Raw genomic sequence first — 21009 nt, 5'->3', positions numbered from 1 at the left:
CTAAGAGGATATCAAGGAGATGATACATATATCTTTAATCGTGGAGATGGACAAGATACAATATATGATTATGGGAGATATCAAAACAACTATAGTTATTATAATGCAGGTAATGACACACTTAAGTTCGGTGATGGGATTACACACGATGATGTTATCTTCTATATGGATGGAAATAATTTAGTAATTGAGTATGGTGATACTGATATTGTAACTGTAAATTCACAAGCAAATGATAATAACGCAATAGAAAAGATAGAGTTAAATGACGGTTCGTACCTGACAAATATTGATATTCAAAGAGTAACTACGGAATTGTTAATTTATGCAGATGAAAATAATATTGATATTTCTAATCCTGATAATATTAAAAATAACAGTGAAATTATGAGTATTTTTACATCTTCATGGAAAGATGCCGGTACTGATGGAGAGTATACAGCACCATTAGTATTAGACTTAAATCATAATGATACGACATCAGTTTCATTGGAAAACTCAAATGCATATTTTGATTATGATTTTGATGGTGACAGAGAACATACTGCTTGGGCAGAAGTTGATGATGCTATATTAGCTATGGATCTAAATAATGATGGAACTATTACAAACGGTGGAGAATTATTTGGTGATTTTACAAAATTAGCAGATGGCTCATTATCTTCTGACGGTTATGCTGCACTTGCACAGTATGATTCTAACGGTGACAATGTTATAGATAAAAATGATGATAAATTTAGTGATTTACTTCTTTGGAGAGATACAAATGGCGATGGAAAAAGCACTAAAAATGAATTATTAAATATCTCTTTAAGTACAGTAACGGCTATTCATTTAAGTCGTGAAGACGGTATTACCTTTGAAGAGTTTAGTGAAAACGGAAATATAATAACTAATGAAACTGTATTTGACACTAGTGCATCTACAACAGGGATTGTTAGGGATGTATGGTTTAAATATGACAGTAACGATAGTGTATCGGGTAATGATGACATATATAGATTTAATTTAGGTGATGGTAATTATCTTATAGATGATAATAACTTAAACGGTATAAGTACAGATAAATTGATCTTAGGTAATGGAATTGTTTCAGAACAAGTACTAATGAAATGGGATAGAGGTACGGATGATCTTATAATAGGTGTTCGTGAACATTCAGAAGATGATACACCATTAAATACGTTAACTGATCAAATTCGTATAAAAGATTGGTTTAAAGACAGTGGACTTGTAGAGAGTGTAGAGTTGGCTGATGGAACTACATTTGATAGAGATGCTATATATGACAAATTAGTTTCTGCTCGTGAAAATAGTGAACTTACTTTAAGAGTATTGGATGAAGATGGAGAATTAACAGGTGCTGATTACAACGACGTACTTTATGGTTCTACAGGAGATGAACTATTATCCGGTAAAAATGGTGATGATTATCTTAAAGGTTTAGAAGGTGATGACTTACTAAATGGTGGTAAGGGTGATGATACTATAAATGGTGGTACAGGAGATGATACTCTTATCGGTGAGAGTGGAGATGATTTCTATATCTATAAAAAAGGTGATGGAAGAGATACTATAATAGATTCTGCAGGTAATGACACAATTATATTTGGTAGTGAAATATCCAGAAAAGACGTACTATTTAAAGTAAACGGTGATGATATGATCTTATCGTTTGAATATGATTCTGACTTAGCCGATGAACAAAGAGACTCCATAACAATAAAAAATTATAATCAGAGTGGATTTGAAATAGAGAATCTTGAGTTTTCAAATGGTGAAAGTTATAGTATTCCAGAACTTATAGAGAAAAATACTAATCATGCACCTACAACTATGTTTGAAGAGTCGTCATATACTTTAACTGATGTAAGTTCTCAAACAGGAATAATCTTAGCCAGTGATATTGATGGAGATAGTTTAAAATATACAATATCCACGTCACCGGAGCATGGTGAAATAGTTATAAATGACTTTGGTATTTGGACTTATACATCTAATGATAAATATCGTGGAGAAGATAGTGCTGTAGTTACTGTAGATGATGGAAATGGTCTCTCAACTACAAAAACACTGAATTTTGAGATGATAATCACAAATATTGACCCAATAGTTATAGAAGCTGAATCAAATGTAATTCTTCAAGACATTAGAGAACAAAGCGGAGAAGTTGGGGCAAGTGATGAAGATGGAGATACTCTTTCATACACAGTTTCAACACAAGCGGAACATGGAACTCTAAGTGTTGATGAAAACGGTATATGGACGTACAACGTTGATGGTACATATATTGGAACTGATTTAGCTGTTATTACAGTTGATGATGGTAATGGTGGAGTCGTAACTAAAACTTTAAACTTTGATGCTAAAGTTTCAAACCCTACAATAGATACGGTATCTTATGATCTGCAAGAAGATAATATATCAACAAATAATCTAAATGTTATTAATCCGGTTGGTGGAGCTCTAACATACGAAATAATTACACCAAGCTCAAATGGTGAATTTAGTGTAGATGAAAATGGTGCATATACATATAATCCAAATCAAGATTACAACGGTAGTGACGAAGTAGTAATTAAAGTGACCAATGAGTATGGATTAAGTACTACGGGCACACTTGCATTTGATATAGAGGCAGTTAATGATGTACCTACAGTAGTAAGTATAGAAACAACAACTCTAAAAGAAGATGACTCAATTATTAGTGGTCAAATCGATGCTAGTGATGTAGATGAGGGAGCAGTATTAAGTTATAGCGCAGCAACAGTAGCAGGTTTTATACTTAATGATGATGGAAGCTACAGCTTTGATGCTAGTGATGATGCTTACCAACACTTAGAAAACGGTGTCACTCAGATAGTGACTATACCTGTTACAGTTTCAGATGAACATAACGCTTCAGTGACAACTGATATAGTATTTGAAATTACAGGTACAAATGATAAACCAATTATAGAAGATATTACAGAAGTAACTATTAACGAAGATGATTCTATAGTTACGGGTAGTATTACATCAATAGATGTAGATGATAATTCTACAGCTACTTATACATATACAATAGAACAAGCAGTAGCAGGGTTCACGCTAAACGAGGATGGAACGTACAGCTTTAATCCGGCAGATGATGCATATCAGTCTTTAGCAAAAGGTGAAGTTCAAGAGATAATTATTCCTGTAACAGTTACAGATGATAAAGGTGCAACTGATACGAAAAACTTAATAGTAAGTGTAATTGGTACTAATGATACACCTACAGTACAAATAGATAATGAATCTTTCTTGTTGCAAAATATCCGTAGTATAGAAGGTAAAGTAGTAGCGGATGATATAGACGGAGATACACTAAGCTACTCTGTATTAACACAAGCTGCAAACGGAATTGTAAGCGTAGATGAAAACGGTAACTGGAGCTATAAAGCAGATGGTTCATTTAACGGTAATGACAGTGCTATTATATTAGTAGATGACGGTAATGGAGGAACTGTTACTTCAACTTTAAACTTCACTGTAGATGGCTATATCTATGAGGGTGAAGATTTAATCATAGATGAAGCGAGCGGAAATGATACTTTATCTATGGATAACATAAATAAAGATGAACTAATCTTTAAACGTGATATGGATGATTTACAAATTTCTGTAGCTGATGGCGGTGTAATTACACTAAAGAATTATTTTATTGATGTAAATGCAGGTGTTGAAACTCTACATACTGCCCAAGGTGATATAAATTTATCAAGAGATGTAATAAACGATGTTACAGGTAGATGGTGGTGTAGCAGCTTTATAGTTTCAGATGAACAAGATAATCTTGTTAGTGGAAGCAGTACAAATGATTATATAAAAGGAAATGAAGGAAACGACATTATCTTTGGTAATGATAGGTCTGATTTCATACAAGGTAGAGATGGAGATGATCTGCTTGTAGGTGGAACTAATAGTGATTATATATACGGAGATAACGGTAATGATAATCTATATGGTGACTCTGGTTATGATTATCTATCAGGTGGAAGTGGTAATGATAGTCTAAGTGGTGGAGAAGGTCGTGATACACTTGCCGGAGGTAGTGAAAGTGACTGGCTATCAGGTGGAACTGAAAACGATACACTTTATGGTGGAAGTGGAGATGATACCTACCATTTCAATATAGGCGATGCAAACGATACAATATATGATGCTGACGAATCATCATTTTTCTGGTGGAATGAGAAAGATGGCGGTAATGACACAATCTCATTTGGCAATGGAATAAATAAAGATGATTTGAAACTTACACGGGAACATGAAGACTTAATCATAAAATATAGTGATAATGATTCTATAAAAGTTGAAAGTTGGTTTGATGGTGATAACCATAAAATAGAGGGTATTGAGTTTGCAGATAGTTCAACTCTTTCATTAGAAGAGATGAAAGATATGATAACTCTTGATGGAACTAATGGAAGAGATAGGCTTGTAGGGTTAGATAGTTTAGATGATAAAATATATGCGTTTGCAGGAAACGATACGTTATATGGTAATGACGGCGATGATTTCCTAAGCGGTGGAGAAGGTAATGATAAACTATACGGTGGAATAGGTAGTGATACATATAGTTTTAACAAAGGTGACGGTAGTGATACTATAAGTGATTACTCTAAAAGAGGTAGTGATGATACAGATACCATAGTGTTTGGTAAAGATGTTAGCAAAGATGATATTAGCTTTATTATGGATCGTGGAGATCTGTTGATTCAGTACGGTGAAAATGATTTTATAAAAGTTAATGATCAAGACAGAAGTTACAAACAGATCGAACAGATAGAGTTGTCTGACGGAAACTATATGTCAAACGATGATATAGAACTGGTAATTCAACAAATAAATGCATATGGGGATGAAAACGGTATGCATAATATAGATAATCAAGACATCAGAAAAAACACTGAATTGATGCAGATTGTAAACGGTGCCTGGAATGTTTAGCGTATTGTTTTTTATAACTTATAAAGTTAGTCAACAATGATACGTATCTATGTAATAGTTTTTTTTATTATCACAGCTATTGAAGGACAAACTACTTCATTAGAATCGATAATAGAACAGGCTATTGAACATAGTTATAAATTGAAAATTATAAAAACTAAAAAAACAGTTTACGAAGCAAAAGAAGAAGAGGTTAGTTCATCATATTACCCAACGCTGTCTATGGGGTTTAATTTTCAGTATACAAAAGGATATGAAGACGGTGCCGATGATATATCAAACATTGGAGATACAATTCTTAGCAGTCAAACACAATATGAAAGTTCTGTTTCTCTGAAAGCAAATTATCTTTTATATGACTTTGGAGCTAGAGGAAGCCAATTAGACATGGCAGAGTTGGATAAAAAGTCTGTAAACGTTGAGTATTATAAAGAGGTGCAAAAATTGAAATTGGAACTTCTTGATTTATACTCTAAGATATTAAATATTCAAAGAGACATTGAACTAAATTTAGAGATCAAAAAAAATTATGAAAAGATATATCTTGCAAAAAAGCGTCTTAACAATGCAGGAAAAATTGATAAAGTTTCATTAGCTTCAGAAGCTATTCGTATTGTTGAACTCTCTACTAAAATTGAGGAAAATAGGTCTATATTAGAAGATTGTATATACCAAGTTAACTTATATACAGGGAGTAACTACAAAAAAAATACAGAGTTTACTTTTTTTTCATTACCGACACAACAAGTTATTGGTTATGAAGAAAGTATAGGTTATAAAGAAATAAGCTTTCAAAAACAAAAAAAAGCTAAGGAATTAGAACAAGTTAATAGTGAATTTTATCCTAGTGTTAGTTTATTTGGAAAACACAATTGGTATGGAGCAGCTGAATGTTCTGCAAATTGTGCACTAGAAGATTTGAAAAAACGAAATTACGTAGTTGGTATCTCAGTTAACTGGGTGCTGTTTAACGGTTTTCAAACAGTCTCTAAACAAGCAAGAGTTAAAGCTGAACTTGAAGAGCTTAGGTTGCAAGAACTGGAGGAAAAGAGGGAATTTGAAAAGGTTCAATATTTAAATATACAAAAAATATTGTCTTTGCAAAATGATATACAAAACTATCAAGATAACTTAAATATTCAAGAAGAAAAGCTAAAGATGAATCAGCGGCTCAGAGATATAAAAAAGATTGATAAAATCAGTGAATTTGAAGATAGAGTTGAAAAGCTTCAAAAAATTTTACAATTAAAACAGAGCTTAATATCAAAGTGGAGTAAACAAAAAGAACTGGAAATACTAAATGAAAATATATACAAAGACTTATAAAATGATGTGGATACAAATATGCAGTCAGCATTAGTAGCACTAGAAATAGCAGGAAAGCTAAATAGGATCCAGATAGATAGCCGCAGTATTGTAAAAGAATATGCACTTAGTGAAGATGAACCATCTATAGAGGAGTTGGCAAGGATAGCCAAACACCAAGGTTTTAGAAGTTCAATAAAAAAAATATCTATTGAAAAGCTTGTAAAAAATTATCCTCTACCTATAATTGTATTAAAGCATGACGGTACATATATGAGTATCATACAAGTAAATAGTGAGAAAAAAGAACTATTAGTATTTGATATTTCATCTAAAGAACCATACGTTATGAGTTATGAGATGTATGAAGAGGTGTCTTCTGGTAAAAGTATTGTATTAAAACATAAAATGCTTTCTAATCAAGTTAAGTTTGGATTTGGATGGTTTTATGCGCAGATGCTTAACTATAAAAAAATTATTGGTGAAGTTTTATTAGCATCATTCATTTTACAACTTTTTGGACTTGTAACACCGCTTTTTACTCAAGTAATATTAGATAAAGTGCTTGTTCATCGTTCTATGACTACACTTGATGTTTTAGCTATAGCTTTTGTAGCAGTTGCAATCTTTGATTTTTTAATTAATTTAATAAGAAACTATATCTTTGTTCATACGACTTCCAAGATAGATTCTAAGCTTGGCGCAAAACTTTTTCATCACCTTTTAGCTCTACCAATAGCATATTTTGAAAAAAGAAAAGTGGGAAACATTATTGCCAGGGTTAGAGAATTAGATACGATCAGGGAATTTATAGCTAACAAATCTATTAGTGTAATTTTAGATGTACTTTTTTCAGGTGTATTTGTAGCAGTGATGTTACTATACAGTGTAAAGCTTACCATGTTGGTTTTAGCATTTGTAAGTGTAATTGGTTTAATATACTTTTTTATAACCCCACAGCTACGTAAACGTCTTGAAGAGAAGTTTCAAATGGGTGCGCAGTCAAATGCGTATTTGGTTGAATCTGTAACCGGTGTTCAAACAGTTAAGTCTTTAGCCCTAGAAGGCTCAATGCAGAAAAAGTGGGAAGATTATTTAGCCAAGTACGTTAACTCAGGATTTCATTTGAGTAATCTCTCTAACGTACTAGGCGGACTATCTGGTATGCTTCAAAAACTCATGACAATCTCAATGTTATACGTTGGTGTATCACTTGTTTTAGAAGGAAAACTTAGTGTTGGACAGCTTATAGCTTTTCAGATGTTTGCAAACCAGTTTAGCGGACCTGTACTTCGCTTGGTAAATCTATGGAATGAATTTCAACAAACATTACTTTCAGTAGATAGAATAGGGGATATTTTAAATACGCCAACTGAGCAAAAAAATGATAAAGCCATAACTCTTCCTAAAATAGAAGGAAGTGTAAAGTTTGACAATATAACTTTTTCATATACACCCGATATGCCAAATGTACTTAATGGTATCAGTTCTGAATTTAAAGCAGGACAGAGTGTTGGTTTAGTTGGTAGAAGCGGAAGTGGAAAAAGTACGATCACAAAACTAATTCAGAGGCTTTATGTACCAAATAGCGGGACTATATATATTGACAGTGTAGATATTAGACACATGAATCCAAAATGGTTGAGAAATAACATAGGGGTAGTACTACAGGAAAATTATCTGTTTAGTGGAACAATTAAGGACAACATAGCTTTATCTCGTCCTGATGCTCCAATGGAACATATAATACACGTATCTAAGATGGCAGGAGCGCATGAATTTATTTCTGAACTTCCTGAAGGATATGATACTCAAGTTGGTGAGCGTGGAGCTGCACTCTCTGGTGGACAGAGACAACGGGTGGCTATTGCAAGAGCATTAATTATAAACCCTAGAGTTTTAATATTTGACGAAGCTACATCTGCACTTGATTATGAATCTGAAAAAATTATTCAAAATAATATGAATACTATAAAAGATGGTAGGACAATGTTTGTTGTAGCCCACAGGCTGACTACTGTAAAAGATTGTGATGTTATTTTAGTGATGGACAAGGGTACCATTGTTGAAAAAGGTTCCCATGGCGAATTGATGAAGCTTAAGGGATACTATCATAAGCTTTATACACAACAGGATTAAAAATGGGATTATTTCAAACTAAAGATAGACATGAATTTAAACCGTTGCTTATAGAGATCGAAGACAGGCCTTTAAATCCATTAGGACGTACTCTATTGTGGATAATAATAACTTTTATGGTACTAGGCAGTCTGTGGTTGTTTCTTGCTAAGATAGATATTGTTGTAAGTGCCAGGGGTAAAATAATTCCTCTTGGTGAAGTAAAAGTTATTCAACCGATTGAGACTGGAGTGATCAGTAAATTACACGTTAAAGAGGGAGATTATGTTTCTAAAGGACAAGTATTGGTAGAAATTGATCCGTCTGTTACAGAAACAGATCTGTATTCAAAGCAAAAAAATCTTGAACTGTTAGAAATAGAAATAAGTCGTTTAATATGTTTGATTGAAAATAAAAAATTTATAGTACAAGATAAATTTACAGATTCAGATGTGTTAGAGACACAAAAGTTGATATACACCACGACTAAACAATCTTATGAACAACAACTTGAACTTATAAAAAAACAAATCTCTCAGGTTCAAGAACAAATGAAGTCAGCTAACGTAGATAAAGACAGGTTGGTACAACATAGAAATAATGTAAGGGAAAATGAACTTAGACTATTGGAAGTTATTGATATAATCGCCCGTAGCGAGTACGATACAGCACATAAAGAGGTGGTAGAGTATGAAGAACAAGTACGAATGAAGGAACATGAAATAGTTCAACTGCAAGAAAAACTTAATGAATTTAGTGAACAAGAACTGCTTGTAAAACAAGAATATAAGAATAAGCTGTTAGAAGAACTTACTCAAAAAAGAAAAGAAGCAACACTTTTAAAAGTAGACATAAAGTCTATTAAATTTAAAAATGAGAAGCAAAAGTTAACCTCACCTGTTGATGGATACGTTGGAAAGTTAATGGTTCACACTGTCGGTGGAATAGTAACGCCTGCTGAAAAAATAATATCTATTATCCCTAAGAATGTACCGTATGTAATTAAAGCAACTGTTTTAAACCAAGATATAGGCTTTATAAAAGAAGGTATGGAGTCAGCTGTTAAAGTTGATACTTTTAGTTTTCAAAAGTATGGACTGATCTCGGCTACTGTTACACATATTGCCGATGATGCTATAGAAGATGAGAAGTTAGGAGCTGTTTATGAAATATATTTGGAGCCAAAAAAAGACTTTTTAATAGTAGATGGGGAAAAAGTGTTTTTAAACTCAGGAATGAGCGTAACGTCAGAACTTAAAGTTGGAAAAAGACGTGTAATAGAATTTTTTATATACCCACTTATAAAGTACTTGGATGAGGGAATGAGTGTGAGATAAGATATAAATAATTCTTTTATATGAGTAAAAATAGAATATAACTATTTTTTATTTTGTTAGAAATATATTTTTTATTGTTAATAGATATTTTTATGATAGAATCACTTAATGATAAATTTACATACATCTACTTTTAAACCAGCTAATCACAATTTAATAGCTACAAGCAATGTATTACATTAACTTCAAAACTTCTGGAAAATAGTATGTGTAATATCCGATATGGAAGCATAAAAGGAAAAACTCTATTACAGGTGAAGGTTTTAGCCTAAAGATAATGGAATAAGTATGTTGAATTTGATATAAAAGGAGTAAGAGATGGTTTTAGGTGAATATAAAGTTAGAGGTAGTCATTTAGTAGACTTTAATAACAAGTTTTTTAATTATGGAGAAGATTTAAAAAACTTTGTATTTGATTTTAAAAGTAAAAATGTAGGAAGTACTGAAATTACTTACATAATTGAGTTTTATGATGGCAAAAGTTCTTTTAAAGATGCAATTACAAAATCTGTATCTTTAAAAAAACAGAATTGGTTTGAAGACTTTTTCGAAAAAATATAAAAGCTAATAAGGTTATTAAATGGGATTAAAACTAGATAGTGTATATTTAGAAAATTTTAAATGTTATGAAGATTCTGGCAAAATTCCTTTTCACAATTTAACAGTTTTTATTGGTGAGAATGATGCAGGTAAATCTACAATATATGATGCATTAGATTTAGTATTAAATAATAATTATCCTAAAAATGAAGATTTTAGAGAAAGTTCTAATACTATTATAATTAAAATGATATTCTCTATGAATACAGAAATTGAAGAACTATCTCAATATATTATTGATAACAAATTAACTATTATAAAAAAATATCAACGTGATGCTGCAACAGTACTTCAAATATTAGGAAAAAAATTTCAGGATGAAGAATTAAATTCTTATGGAAATATGAACGCATCTAGTTTAATAGCTTTGTTAGAACGACTTGACATCCCACCTGAGCGCAATCAAAGTTTGAGAAAAGAATCAATAGAGAATTATATTAATACATCAAATCTACCTACAACTGATGATTTTATAGAAATTAATTGGAACCAAGTTAGTGCGTATTTTCCAATATTTCAAAGATACTCTTCAAGTGATTATGGAAATCCCACCTCTTCAATAAGAAAAACTTTGGACTTAGTATATAGAGAGGCATTTTATGAACAAGAAGAAGATGGTACATATAAACTGAAAGAAGACTTTAGTACTTTACATAGTGATGTTAAAGAGTCTTTAAATCAAAAATTAGAAACACAACTTTTAACACATATTCAGAAATATAAGCCTGAAATTCAAAGTGTGAGTGGTGATTATGATATTGATTTTGCAAGAGGATTGAACTTTTCAGGATTAATAATTAAAAATGATGAAAATGAAAGTAGAAATATTGAACAGTTAGGAGAAGGTTCTAAAAAAAAGATATTTTTATCTATATTAGAATGGGATTCTGAAGTAAGCTTAGCATCAACACAGAATAGAAATATTATAAGGGGTTATGATGAGCCAGATGCATATTTGCACTATAATGCTCAAAGAGAAATGTTCTATATGATTCAAAGGTTAGCGGAGGATGATGAATCAAATGTACAATCAATTATTTGTACACATGCATTAACAATGATCGATAGAGCACCAGCAAGAACAATTAATCATATAGTGAAAGAGAATGATAAATCAACAGTGAATTTTTTAGATACAGATGATGATGAAGATATTTTAGATTTTTTAAATGATGTATCTCAAATAAGTGGATTAAAGAATACTAATATTTTTTATGAAAAGTGTTTTCTATTAGTTGAAGGTGAAGGTGAAGAAAATGCTTTACCTGTTATGTACAAGACGTGTTATGATAGAAGCTTAGTTGAAAGTGGTGTTGTTTTAATTAATTTACAAACAAATGGACAGTGGTCAAATGCGCTTAAATTTTTAAAATAAAATAAAAAGGGTTCAACAGTATTATTCTTAGATTCAGATACACAATATCAAGACTCTAATAGCAGAGTTACTAAGGAAAAATTAGAAGATATTGGATTTGATGAAAGTTTTTTAAATGAAAACTGCTTTTTTATCGGTATTAAAGAATTTGAAGATGTCTTTTGTGATTTGACATACAAAAACTTATGTAATGAAAAATTTATCAAGGATGATAACACAGAGTGGCTAGAAAGTGATTTTGGTCAGTTACGAAGTGCAGATAAGTTTTCAGATGATTTGAAACAAATGCTAAGTAGAGAGTGTAAACGTAGAATTGGTAAACCTGAAATATCTTTAGAGTTAGCAAAGAAGTTATCAAAAGATAAAATAGAAAATATACAACCAATTCAAAGTTTGTTTGAAAAAATTAATGAAATAATTAACTAAAAGGAAAAAATATGACAAAATATTTAGATATAGATAATGACTCGGGTATTGAGGCTTATGAAATAAGTTCAGATAGAATAAGTGTTAAATTTAAAGGCGGTTCTGTGTATGTATATTCATATCAAAGTGCAGGTAAAGACAATATAGAACATATGAAAAAACTTGCTAAGACTGGAGATGGTTTAAATAGTTTCATTAACTTAAATGTTAAATATAAATATGTTAGATGATATATTAATATGAACCTCTCTAAATCCCTCTACACTCGTGGAATCCAATGTCCAAAAGCACTTTGGCTTAAAAAGTACAAGTCAGAAGTGCTAACTCCACCAGATGAAGCAGCTAAGGCTGTATTTGAAACAGGTAATGTTGTCGGAGACTTAGCTTGTGAGCTATTTCCAGATGGTAAAGAAGTACCTTTTACAAGAGATTATGATGAGATGATCGCTACTACTAGACAGTGGTTAAAAGTAGGACTCTCAAACATTTACGAAGCTACATTTAACTTTGACGGCATACTTATTATGGTAGATATTTTACATATTAATCAAGATGGTGTAAATATCTACGAAGTTAAAAGCTCTACGGAGGTAAAAGATATTTATCTACACGATGTGTCTATTCAGTACTATGTACTTAAGAACTTAGGCTTTAATATAAAAAGTGCAAATGTAGTACACATAAACAATGAGTATGTCAGAGGTGATGAGTTAGATATAAACGAACTATTTAAGGTAGTAGACGTAACAAGTGAAGTGGTAGAGTTACAAGCAAACATTCCAAACATTTTAGAAGAGTTTGAATCTTACTTGAATGACACAGATAATGAACCAAACATAGACATAGGAAAACATTGTAACAAACCTTATGAATGTGATGCGAAAGAGTATTGTTGGACTATACAAAGACGTATTCCTGAGTATTCGATCTTTAACATTTTTAACCTAGGAAGTAAAAAACAAGTAGAACTTTACGAACAAGGGATCGTAGATATAGCTGATGTACCTTCAGACTTTGCTATGACTGCAAATCAAAAACAAGCTGTACAAAACTATAAGTCGAAAAAAACTTTTATAGACAAAGAAAATATCACCTCTTTTTTACAAAACTTTACTTATCCAATCTACCATTTAGACTTTGAGACATATCAGCAAGCTATACCTGAGTTTAAAGGTATAAAACCATTTGAACAAATACCTTTTCAGTACTCTATCCATATAGAACACGAAGATGGGACACTAGAACATAAAGAGTATTTATCTCAAGATAGTGTTGATAGTAGATATGAGTTAGCTACAAGACTTTGTGAAGATATACCAAATGATGTAACGGTACTGGCATATAACATGAGTTTTGAACAAGGTGTTATAAACAGACTGGCAAATAGCTTTTCTGATCTAAGTGAGCATCTTTTAGCTATAAATGAAAATATGCAAGATCTTATGGTTCCGTTTCAAAAGAAGTGGTATGTAACACCTGCTATGCGAGGAAGTTATTCTATAAAGTATGTATTGCCGGCACTTGTCCCAGAGTTTGCACAGGCGTATAAAGAACTAGACGGTGTACAAAATGGTTCTCAGGCTATGAATGCTTTTGCAAAGCTTAGTAAGTTAGATCATGAAGATAAACAAAAGATGAGAACTTCGTTGTTAGAGTATTGTAAGTTAGACACTTTGGCAATGGTAAAAATTTTGAGAAAGTTGAGGGAATGAGTTATGAAAAATGTAATAGTTAAATCACAAGAGGAATTAGATAATACTAAGAGTTTATTAGATAAGCAGTTTCCTACATATAGACAAGCATATAGTGATCGTACAGCTTGGTTGATGGCATGTCTATCTGAACTGGTTTACTTGAAGTTTAATGAACCTATTTTAAATGGCAAGAAAGCAAAACTTATTAAAAATGTGTCTAAACTTATTGATGAACAAAAGATGAGTTCTTTAAATAAACTAATTGATATGCTTGCATATGATAGCGAAGAGGAAAAAGCTAAATTAAAAGCAGACTTAGAGATTTTAAACATGAAAATTGAAAAGACTTTTGATGTTGACGGTACACAGGCTATGATAGTTTCAAGCGAAAAATTTTACGTATTGGCTTTTAGAGGAACTGAACCGACAAGTATCAAAGATATAAAGTCAGATATTAAAGCTACGACAAAAAAATGTGAAACTGGTGGAATGATACATTCAGGTTTTGATGAAGCATTTGATTTAGTTCAGTTAGATATACAAGAAACTTTAGATTCTTTAGAAACTGATAAACCACTTTTCATAGCGGGTCATAGTCTTGGTGGAGCGTTAGCGACTGTTGCAACTAAAAAACTGACATTCAAGTTTGGTATTGCAGGTTGTTATACATTTGGTTCACCAAGGGTAGGTGATGAAGGGTGGATTATGGGAATAAAAACACCTGTTTATAGACTTGTAAACTCTGCTGATCCTGTTACTATGGTCCCACCAAGCGGTGTAATTATAAAAACTATTACGTTTATATTAAAGTTCTTTCCTATTTTAAAACCTATTGAGAAATTTTTATCAAGATTTGCAGGGTATCATCATGCAGGTGATATGCGTTATTTAACTAATATACAAGATGGAGATTTCAATAGTGTTAAACTCTTGAATAATGTGACTATATTAAGAAGACTACGATCATTCATAAACAAACAAGTTCCATGGAGCAAAATACCAAGTGATCACTCTATAACAACATATAGAAAAAAGCTACAGGTAATTGCTTGGAACAGACAAGATATGGAGTATGTTAGAAAGGAAAACTAATTGATTGATTATAGTAAAAAAATCACATTAGACAGGGAATTTTATCCATCAAAAGATATCAATATGTCTATTGAAAGTGACAGAGGAAGAATACTCTCAGCACCTGCTTTTAGAAGACTACAAAAAAGAACACAGGTATTTGCACTTGAGCTAAATGCATCTATTCGTACAAGGTTAACTCACTCACTGGAAGTAGGGCAAACAGCGAGGTTTATAGCTAAAACTATACTTTCAAAATTAGAAGAGGATGGTTTAAAAAAGTATCATTTAGAAGAACTTGAAAATGCATTTATATCAACAGCAGAGATGACAAGTCTTCTGCATGATATAGGTAACCCTCCATTTGGACATTTCGCGGAGCAAACCATTAACAAGTGGATGGAAAATCATGCACTTCCCATCTTAGGTAAGTTTGAAACTTCTTCAGATGAAGCAGAAGATCTAAAAGAGCTTTTAAAAAGAGATATTTGCAACTATGATGGTAATGCACAAGCTATTAGAGTTATAACTAAATTGCAACGATTAAACCTCTCTTACACACAAATATTAGCTGTACTTAAATATACAAGAGGTGCGTATGAAACAAAACCAGAAAAAGGAAGCTCTTTAGATTATTTATGTAAAAAGCCGGGGTTTTACTATAGTGAAAAAGAGTTTATTGAAAAAATTCAAGAGACTCTAAATATTAAACAAGGGCATAGGTTTCCAATAACATATATTATGGAAGCTGCTGATGACATATCTTATCTTACAGCTGACTTGGAAGATTCTGTTGAAAAGGGGATTCTTAGCTTAGATGAAGTATATAATCTAATTAAAAGTGAGTGTGAAAAAGAGAATGAAAATTATCTTTTAGAGCTAATAGAAGACAAGTATAAAAAAGCTAAACAGAATGAAGAACCTTATCAGTTTAATATGTTTTTTACACTTTTTAGAGCACAGTTGGTTACTGCTTTAGTGTATCACGTTGTAGAGATATATATGGATAATCATGAAAGTATTTTTAATGGTGAATTTAATTCTGCACTTTTGGACCATAATGAGGAAAGTAAATATTTTAAAGCAATAAGAATACTTGAAAAAATATCTCTAAAGCATATATATCAAAACAAAGATGTACAAGAGCTTGAACTTCAAGGGTATTCAATAGTAAATGGTTTATTAAACATATATAAACCATTATTGGAATTAAGTTCAGATGATTTTTCTAAGTTACTCGAAGATAAGAGAATTGATTGTTTTGTCTCTATAAGGTTAATAAAAAGGTTGTCATCTAAACAGATTGTGGCATATCAGAATGATGTACAGAAATTAAATAAGGATGATAAAGAGAATTATACATTGCTTGAATGGTACTATAGAGTCAGGTTAATTACCGACTATATAAGTGGAATGACAGATGATTTTGCTTTAAAAGAGTATCAAAATTTATCTGCAATGTAATTATTTGTAGTAAAAAAAATATTGATTAAAAAGGTGGATGGGGTAGAGGGATTCGAACCCCCGAATATCGGTACCAAAAACCGAGGCCTTACCGCTTGGCGATACCCCAATATGTTTTTAAAATGTAGTTTGTAAAATTGGTTGCGGAAACAGGATTTGAACCTGTGACCTTCGGGTTATGAGCCCGACGAGCTACCGAACTGCTCTATTCCGCGACACGTCAAATAAAGCTTGTATGCTTTGTTTGTGGGCGAAATTATAGACAAAATTTTTTTCATTGTCAAGTGTTTGTTATAAAAATTTTAAAATTTAGTTTTTTAAAAATATACATATATTTAATCTTAAAAATAATTAATAAAAAATCATAAGTTCTATTATAAAAAAATATTGTAGAATGGATTAAAATAATTATTTATAAGATAAGTTTAAAATAATGAAAACAAAACAACACAAGAGAGAAATATATTTTATAGTAGTATATTTTTTACTTCTTGCATTTTTATCAATATCTGTTGAATTATTTAACTACAATGGAGTTAAAAAAATCCAACATAACACACTCCATCTTTATAATCACCCGTTAAAAGTATCAAATGCTGCTTTAATAATCAAACAGAAAATTTATCAAATTCACGGAGACGTAAAAGATATTGTTCTTTCTAAATCGAAAGAACAATTATCTGTATTATCAAAAAATATAGAACTACATGAGAATGAAATTTATAAAAATTTATTAGTTATAAAAAATAATATCCTTGATGATACTGATGAAAAATTTGATGAACAAATAATGATACTTTTTAAAACTTGGAAACCTATACACAATAAGATTATTAAACTTATAGAAGAAGGAAAAAGAGCTGAAGCAGTAAAGGTTATAAACAGTAGTTGTACTAAACATATTTTAGAAATGGAACAAACTATTGACCATATATATAAATTTTCACAATCTAAAGCATTAGAGTTTAAAAATAGCTCCATATCAGAAACTCAAGATTTAAAAGAGTTAACTACATTAGTTAATACATTATTTTTTATTACACTGATTTTTATACTTTTTTATACAATAGACAAAACTCTAAAAAATATAAAGAAAAATAACCATTTAGAAAATGTTTTAAATGTTGTACGTGAGATTAACCAGTCAATAATTCGAGAAAATGATCCTCATGAACTACTGACAAACAGTTATAACATATTAAAGTCCAGTAACATATATGATTGTTTATGGATAGTTGTTTTGGATAGTAATTATAAAATTACAAATGTTATCGGTGGAGGGGAGTCTAGATGTTTTAGTGACTTTCAAGATAAGTTAAACTTAGATTGGAAACCTGTTGATATAGAAAAAATTTCCAAGACTAAGGGTTTGTTTTTTCAAAAAGACAATATATTTAAGATCAAAATAAAGTATGAAGATGAACTTTATGGTTTTATCAATGTTTGTTTTAAAGAACAAGATATTGAACATGATGAACGGCTTATTTTAGAGGAACTTGCAAGTGATATTGCTTATGCAATTAGATCAATAAACTTAGTAACTAAACTTGAACAAAATGAACAGCGTTATCATATGCTTTTTCAAGGTAATAAGACAGTTGAATTGATTATAGATCCTGTGAAAATTAAAATAGTAGATGCTAATGATAAAGCTTGTAATTATTATGGATATAGTTATGATGAATTTATAAATATGAGTCTTACTAATATCTGTACATTACCAAAAGAAGATATTTTATCCAGAATGGAAGCTTTAAAAAGTGAGAAGTATGATGAATTCTATTGTGAACATAAATTAAGAAGTGGTGATATTAGAAATGTAAAGGTATATAGCGGACCTATTAATGTTGATGGAAAGACACTCCTTTATTCTATAATTTTCGATATTACAGATAGTTTGAGATTTGAAAAGGAAAGAGATCTAATTCAAAAAAGGTTAGAGTTAGTACTCGAAGCAACGTATGATGGTATATGGGATTGGAATTTAATAACTGATGAGATCTACTTTTCACCTAGAACTAAGAACTTGATAGGCTATAGAGATGATGAGATTGAAAATAAACTTGAATCATGGATAAATCGTATACACCCTGATGATAAAGAGCAAGTTTTTTCAGATATGAAAGACCTAAAAGATGGAAAGATAAACTTTTATCATAATATACACAGAGTGAAACATAAAGATAAGTATTATGTTTGGATAGAGGCACGCGGTAAAGTTATTTTCAATGATGATAAAAGAGCTGAAAGGGTATTAGGAAGTATTCAAGATATATCTATTCAAAAAGAGGCTGAAGACACAATCTTGTATCTTAAAAACCTATATGACAATATTATAAACAGTATAGATAATATTATATTTGTGAAAGATAAAGAGTTTAAATATATCACATGTAATGATACATTTTTAAAATTAGCCGGAAAATCAAAAGAAGATGTCATCGGTCATGATGATTTTGAACTTTTTGACAATGAGACTGCACAGATTTTTCGCGATAATGATATAAATATGTTTGCTCATAAGAAACCTGTATCTAATTTCGAATGGGTTACTTATCCAAACGGAGACAAGGTTTATCTAAAAACCGCAAAATCACCTTTACTTGACTCTGATAAAAATATTATTGGTTTAGTAGGTAATTCATCCGATTTTACAAGAGAACATAAGTTGTATAAAGGACTCAAAGAAGCCCAGTCAATTGCAAAAATAGCAAGTTGGGAATATAATATAAATACTAAGAGTTTAACTTACAGTGATGAACTGTATAACATATACGGTGTGTCTGATATTGATATGAAATTTGACAATGATATGTTATTTGGTTTTGTTCATAAAGATGACCTTGAAAAATCAAAACAAATGTTTGAACAATCATTTAAATCTAGCGATACAAATATTTTACATAATAGGATCTATAGAAAGAATGATGGTAAATTGATATTTTTAGAACATCGTTGGATAGTCGAACAGGAAAATAATAAAATAGTTAAACTTGTAGGTACTACACAGGATATTACAGAAAAAAAATCTACGTTGGTGGAACTTAACCAGAAAAAAAATGAGCTTGAAACAATTATTAGTCAGGCTCCAAATCCTATGATCATTCATAATGAAGCAGGTCAGATACTAAGAGTAAATAAAGCATGGGTTGATGTGACAGGATATACTTTTAATGAACTATCAACAATTGATGATTTGGTTGACAAAGTATATCATGAAGATTTAAATGATGAAAAGATTACAAAAACATCAATGAAGCAATATATAAAGAGTTTATATAAAATTAAAGAAAAATTTGATGATGGAAAAGAACATTCTATAAAAACAAAAAATGGTGACTTTGTTATATGGCAGTTTAGTTCGGCACCACTTGGGATTGTTAATAATAAAAGTACATTAATAACTTCAGCTACTGATATTACAGAGTTAAAGAAAAAAGATGATATGCTCTTGAATCAATCACGTAATGCCGCTATGGGAGAGATGATAGGGATGATAGCCCATCAATGGAGACAGCCGATAGCTGCAATTTCAATGGACGCAAACAATATGCTCTTAGATATTGCGATAGATGAATTTGACACTGAAGAATCAGAAAAGTATGCAAATAGTATTATAGAACAAACACAACACCTTTCAAAAACTATAGATGATTTTAGAAACTTTTTTAAACCTGACAGGGATGCTTCAATAGTTAACATTAAAGATATTGTTAAGCAGACTTTGTCAATAGTTCAAGATAGTATTAAAAATAATAATATAGAACTTATAACATTATTTGAAACAGATAAAAAAGTAAATGCATATCCTAGAGAGCTTATGCAGGTTTTTGTAAATATGATTACTAATGCTAAAGATGCAATTTTATTGAATAAAAAAGAAGATGCTTGGATAGCTATACATGTATATGAAGACGATAAGTATGTAAATATAGAAGTTAGTGATAATGGAGGTGGTATATACGATGAAATATTGCCAAAAATATTTGATCCATACTTTTCTACAAAAGATGAAAAAACAGGAACAGGTTTGGGACTCTATATGAGTAAGATGATTATTGAAGAACATCTAAAAGGAATTATAGATGTCTCAAATATTGGAGAAGGTACTTGTTTTAAAATAAGTTTGTTAATTGAAGAGGATGGTAAAAATGACGATGATGAAAAATAATATATCTGAAAATATAAAAGAATTAAAAGAGAAGGCTGATGGCTTATCAGTTCTTTATGTAGAAGATGAAGATACGTTACGTGAGAAAACATCTAACTTATTTAAAAAAATTTTTCCAACTGTAGATGTAGCCAAAGATGGAAAAGAAGGTTTAGATAGATATAAACAAAAAAAATACGATATAGTTGTAACAGATATTTTAATGCCTAATATGGATGGTTTTACGTTAATAAAGAATATTCTTAAAGATAATGATGACCAGGAAATAATTATATCTTCTGCATATAATGAAGAACAATATTTAGATAAAGCTGCAGAATTAGGTATAAGTAGCTATATTTATAAACCTGTAAAATTAAACGAATTGGTAGATGTTTTAAATACTTCTATTGAAAAAATAAGTTAACGAATTTTGTGTTTGAACTCTTTTTAATATACTTTCATATATAATAAAATCAAATTTATTTAGGAATA

The 21009-nt window shown here is 30.7% G+C and carries 13 protein-coding genes and 2 tRNA genes; 13 read left to right on the top strand and 2 right to left on the bottom strand.

Annotation, left to right across the window (positions count from 1 at the left end):
• The 11 genes from ABZA65_RS04855 to dgt form a co-directional block, all read left to right on the top strand.
• Positions 1-4974: Ig-like domain-containing protein (locus tag ABZA65_RS04855; protein ID WP_373071180.1), on the top strand; the 4974-nt coding region annotated here is incomplete at its 5' end.
• 36 nt (positions 4975-5010) lie between these two features.
• Positions 5011-6300: a TolC family protein gene (locus ABZA65_RS04850; RefSeq protein WP_373071178.1), complete on the top strand. Its 1290-nt coding sequence runs from the start codon at positions 5011-5013 to the stop codon at positions 6298-6300.
• 18 nt (positions 6301-6318) lie between these two features.
• Positions 6319-8418 carry a peptidase domain-containing ABC transporter gene (locus ABZA65_RS04845; protein WP_373071176.1) on the top strand — a complete coding sequence of 700 codons (2100 nt, stop codon included), beginning with the start codon at positions 6319-6321 and terminating at the stop codon, positions 8416-8418.
• Positions 8419-8420: 2 nt separating this feature from the next.
• Positions 8421-9734: an HlyD family type I secretion periplasmic adaptor subunit gene (locus tag ABZA65_RS04840; RefSeq protein ID WP_373071174.1), complete on the top strand. Its 1314-nt coding sequence runs from the start codon at positions 8421-8423 to the stop codon at positions 9732-9734.
• Positions 9735-10052: 318 nt separating this feature from the next.
• Complete coding sequence (locus tag ABZA65_RS04835; RefSeq protein WP_373071172.1) at positions 10053-10295, top strand: hypothetical protein; 243 nt, start codon at positions 10053-10055, stop codon at positions 10293-10295.
• 19 nt (positions 10296-10314) lie between these two features.
• The gene (locus ABZA65_RS04830; protein WP_373071170.1) at positions 10315-11709 is read left to right on the top strand and encodes an AAA family ATPase; all 1395 of its coding nucleotides are present in this window, start codon (positions 10315-10317) and stop codon (positions 11707-11709) included.
• A 168-nt stretch (positions 11710-11877) separates the two neighbouring features.
• The gene (locus tag ABZA65_RS04825) at positions 11878-12135 is read left to right on the top strand and encodes a hypothetical protein (protein WP_373071168.1); all 258 of its coding nucleotides are present in this window, start codon (positions 11878-11880) and stop codon (positions 12133-12135) included.
• 11 nt (positions 12136-12146) lie between these two features.
• Complete coding sequence (locus ABZA65_RS04820; protein ID WP_373071166.1) at positions 12147-12365, top strand: hypothetical protein; 219 nt, start codon at positions 12147-12149, stop codon at positions 12363-12365.
• Positions 12366-12374: 9 nt separating this feature from the next.
• Positions 12375-13847 carry a DUF2779 domain-containing protein gene (locus ABZA65_RS04815; RefSeq protein ID WP_373071164.1) on the top strand — a complete coding sequence of 491 codons (1473 nt, stop codon included), beginning with the start codon at positions 12375-12377 and terminating at the stop codon, positions 13845-13847.
• A 3-nt stretch (positions 13848-13850) separates the two neighbouring features.
• The gene (locus ABZA65_RS04810; protein WP_373071162.1) at positions 13851-14921 is read left to right on the top strand and encodes a hypothetical protein; all 1071 of its coding nucleotides are present in this window, start codon (positions 13851-13853) and stop codon (positions 14919-14921) included.
• On the top strand, positions 14922-16364 hold the full coding sequence (gene dgt, locus ABZA65_RS04805; RefSeq protein WP_373071160.1) for a dGTPase: 1443 nt from the start codon (positions 14922-14924) through the stop codon (positions 16362-16364).
• 34 nt (positions 16365-16398) lie between these two features.
• Here the strand turns inward: dgt and ABZA65_RS04800 are convergent.
• Together ABZA65_RS04800 and ABZA65_RS04795 are read right to left on the bottom strand one after the other, a co-directional pair.
• Positions 16399-16473: transfer RNA gene (locus tag ABZA65_RS04800), tRNA-Gln, on the bottom strand.
• A 29-nt stretch (positions 16474-16502) separates the two neighbouring features.
• A tRNA-Met gene (locus ABZA65_RS04795) sits at positions 16503-16579 on the bottom strand.
• 218 nt (positions 16580-16797) lie between these two features.
• Here ABZA65_RS04795 and ABZA65_RS04790 point away from each other — a divergent pair.
• Together ABZA65_RS04790 and ABZA65_RS04785 are read left to right on the top strand one after the other, a co-directional pair.
• Entirely contained in the window at positions 16798-20535 is a 3738-nt protein-coding gene (locus ABZA65_RS04790) for a PAS domain S-box protein (RefSeq protein WP_373071158.1), read from the top strand.
• The gene (locus ABZA65_RS04785) at positions 20516-20941 is read left to right on the top strand and encodes a response regulator (protein ID WP_373071156.1); all 426 of its coding nucleotides are present in this window, start codon (positions 20516-20518) and stop codon (positions 20939-20941) included. The genes ABZA65_RS04790 and ABZA65_RS04785 overlap by 20 nt, the downstream gene beginning before the upstream one ends.
• The last annotated feature ends 68 nt before the right edge of the window (positions 20942-21009 follow it).

Source organism: Sulfurimonas sp. (assembly GCF_041583195.1).
GTDB lineage: Bacteria > Campylobacterota > Campylobacteria > Campylobacterales > Sulfurimonadaceae > Sulfurimonas.
The sequence above is the reverse complement of the archived record's forward strand: the minus strand, read 5'-3'. Positions and strand labels throughout refer to the sequence as shown.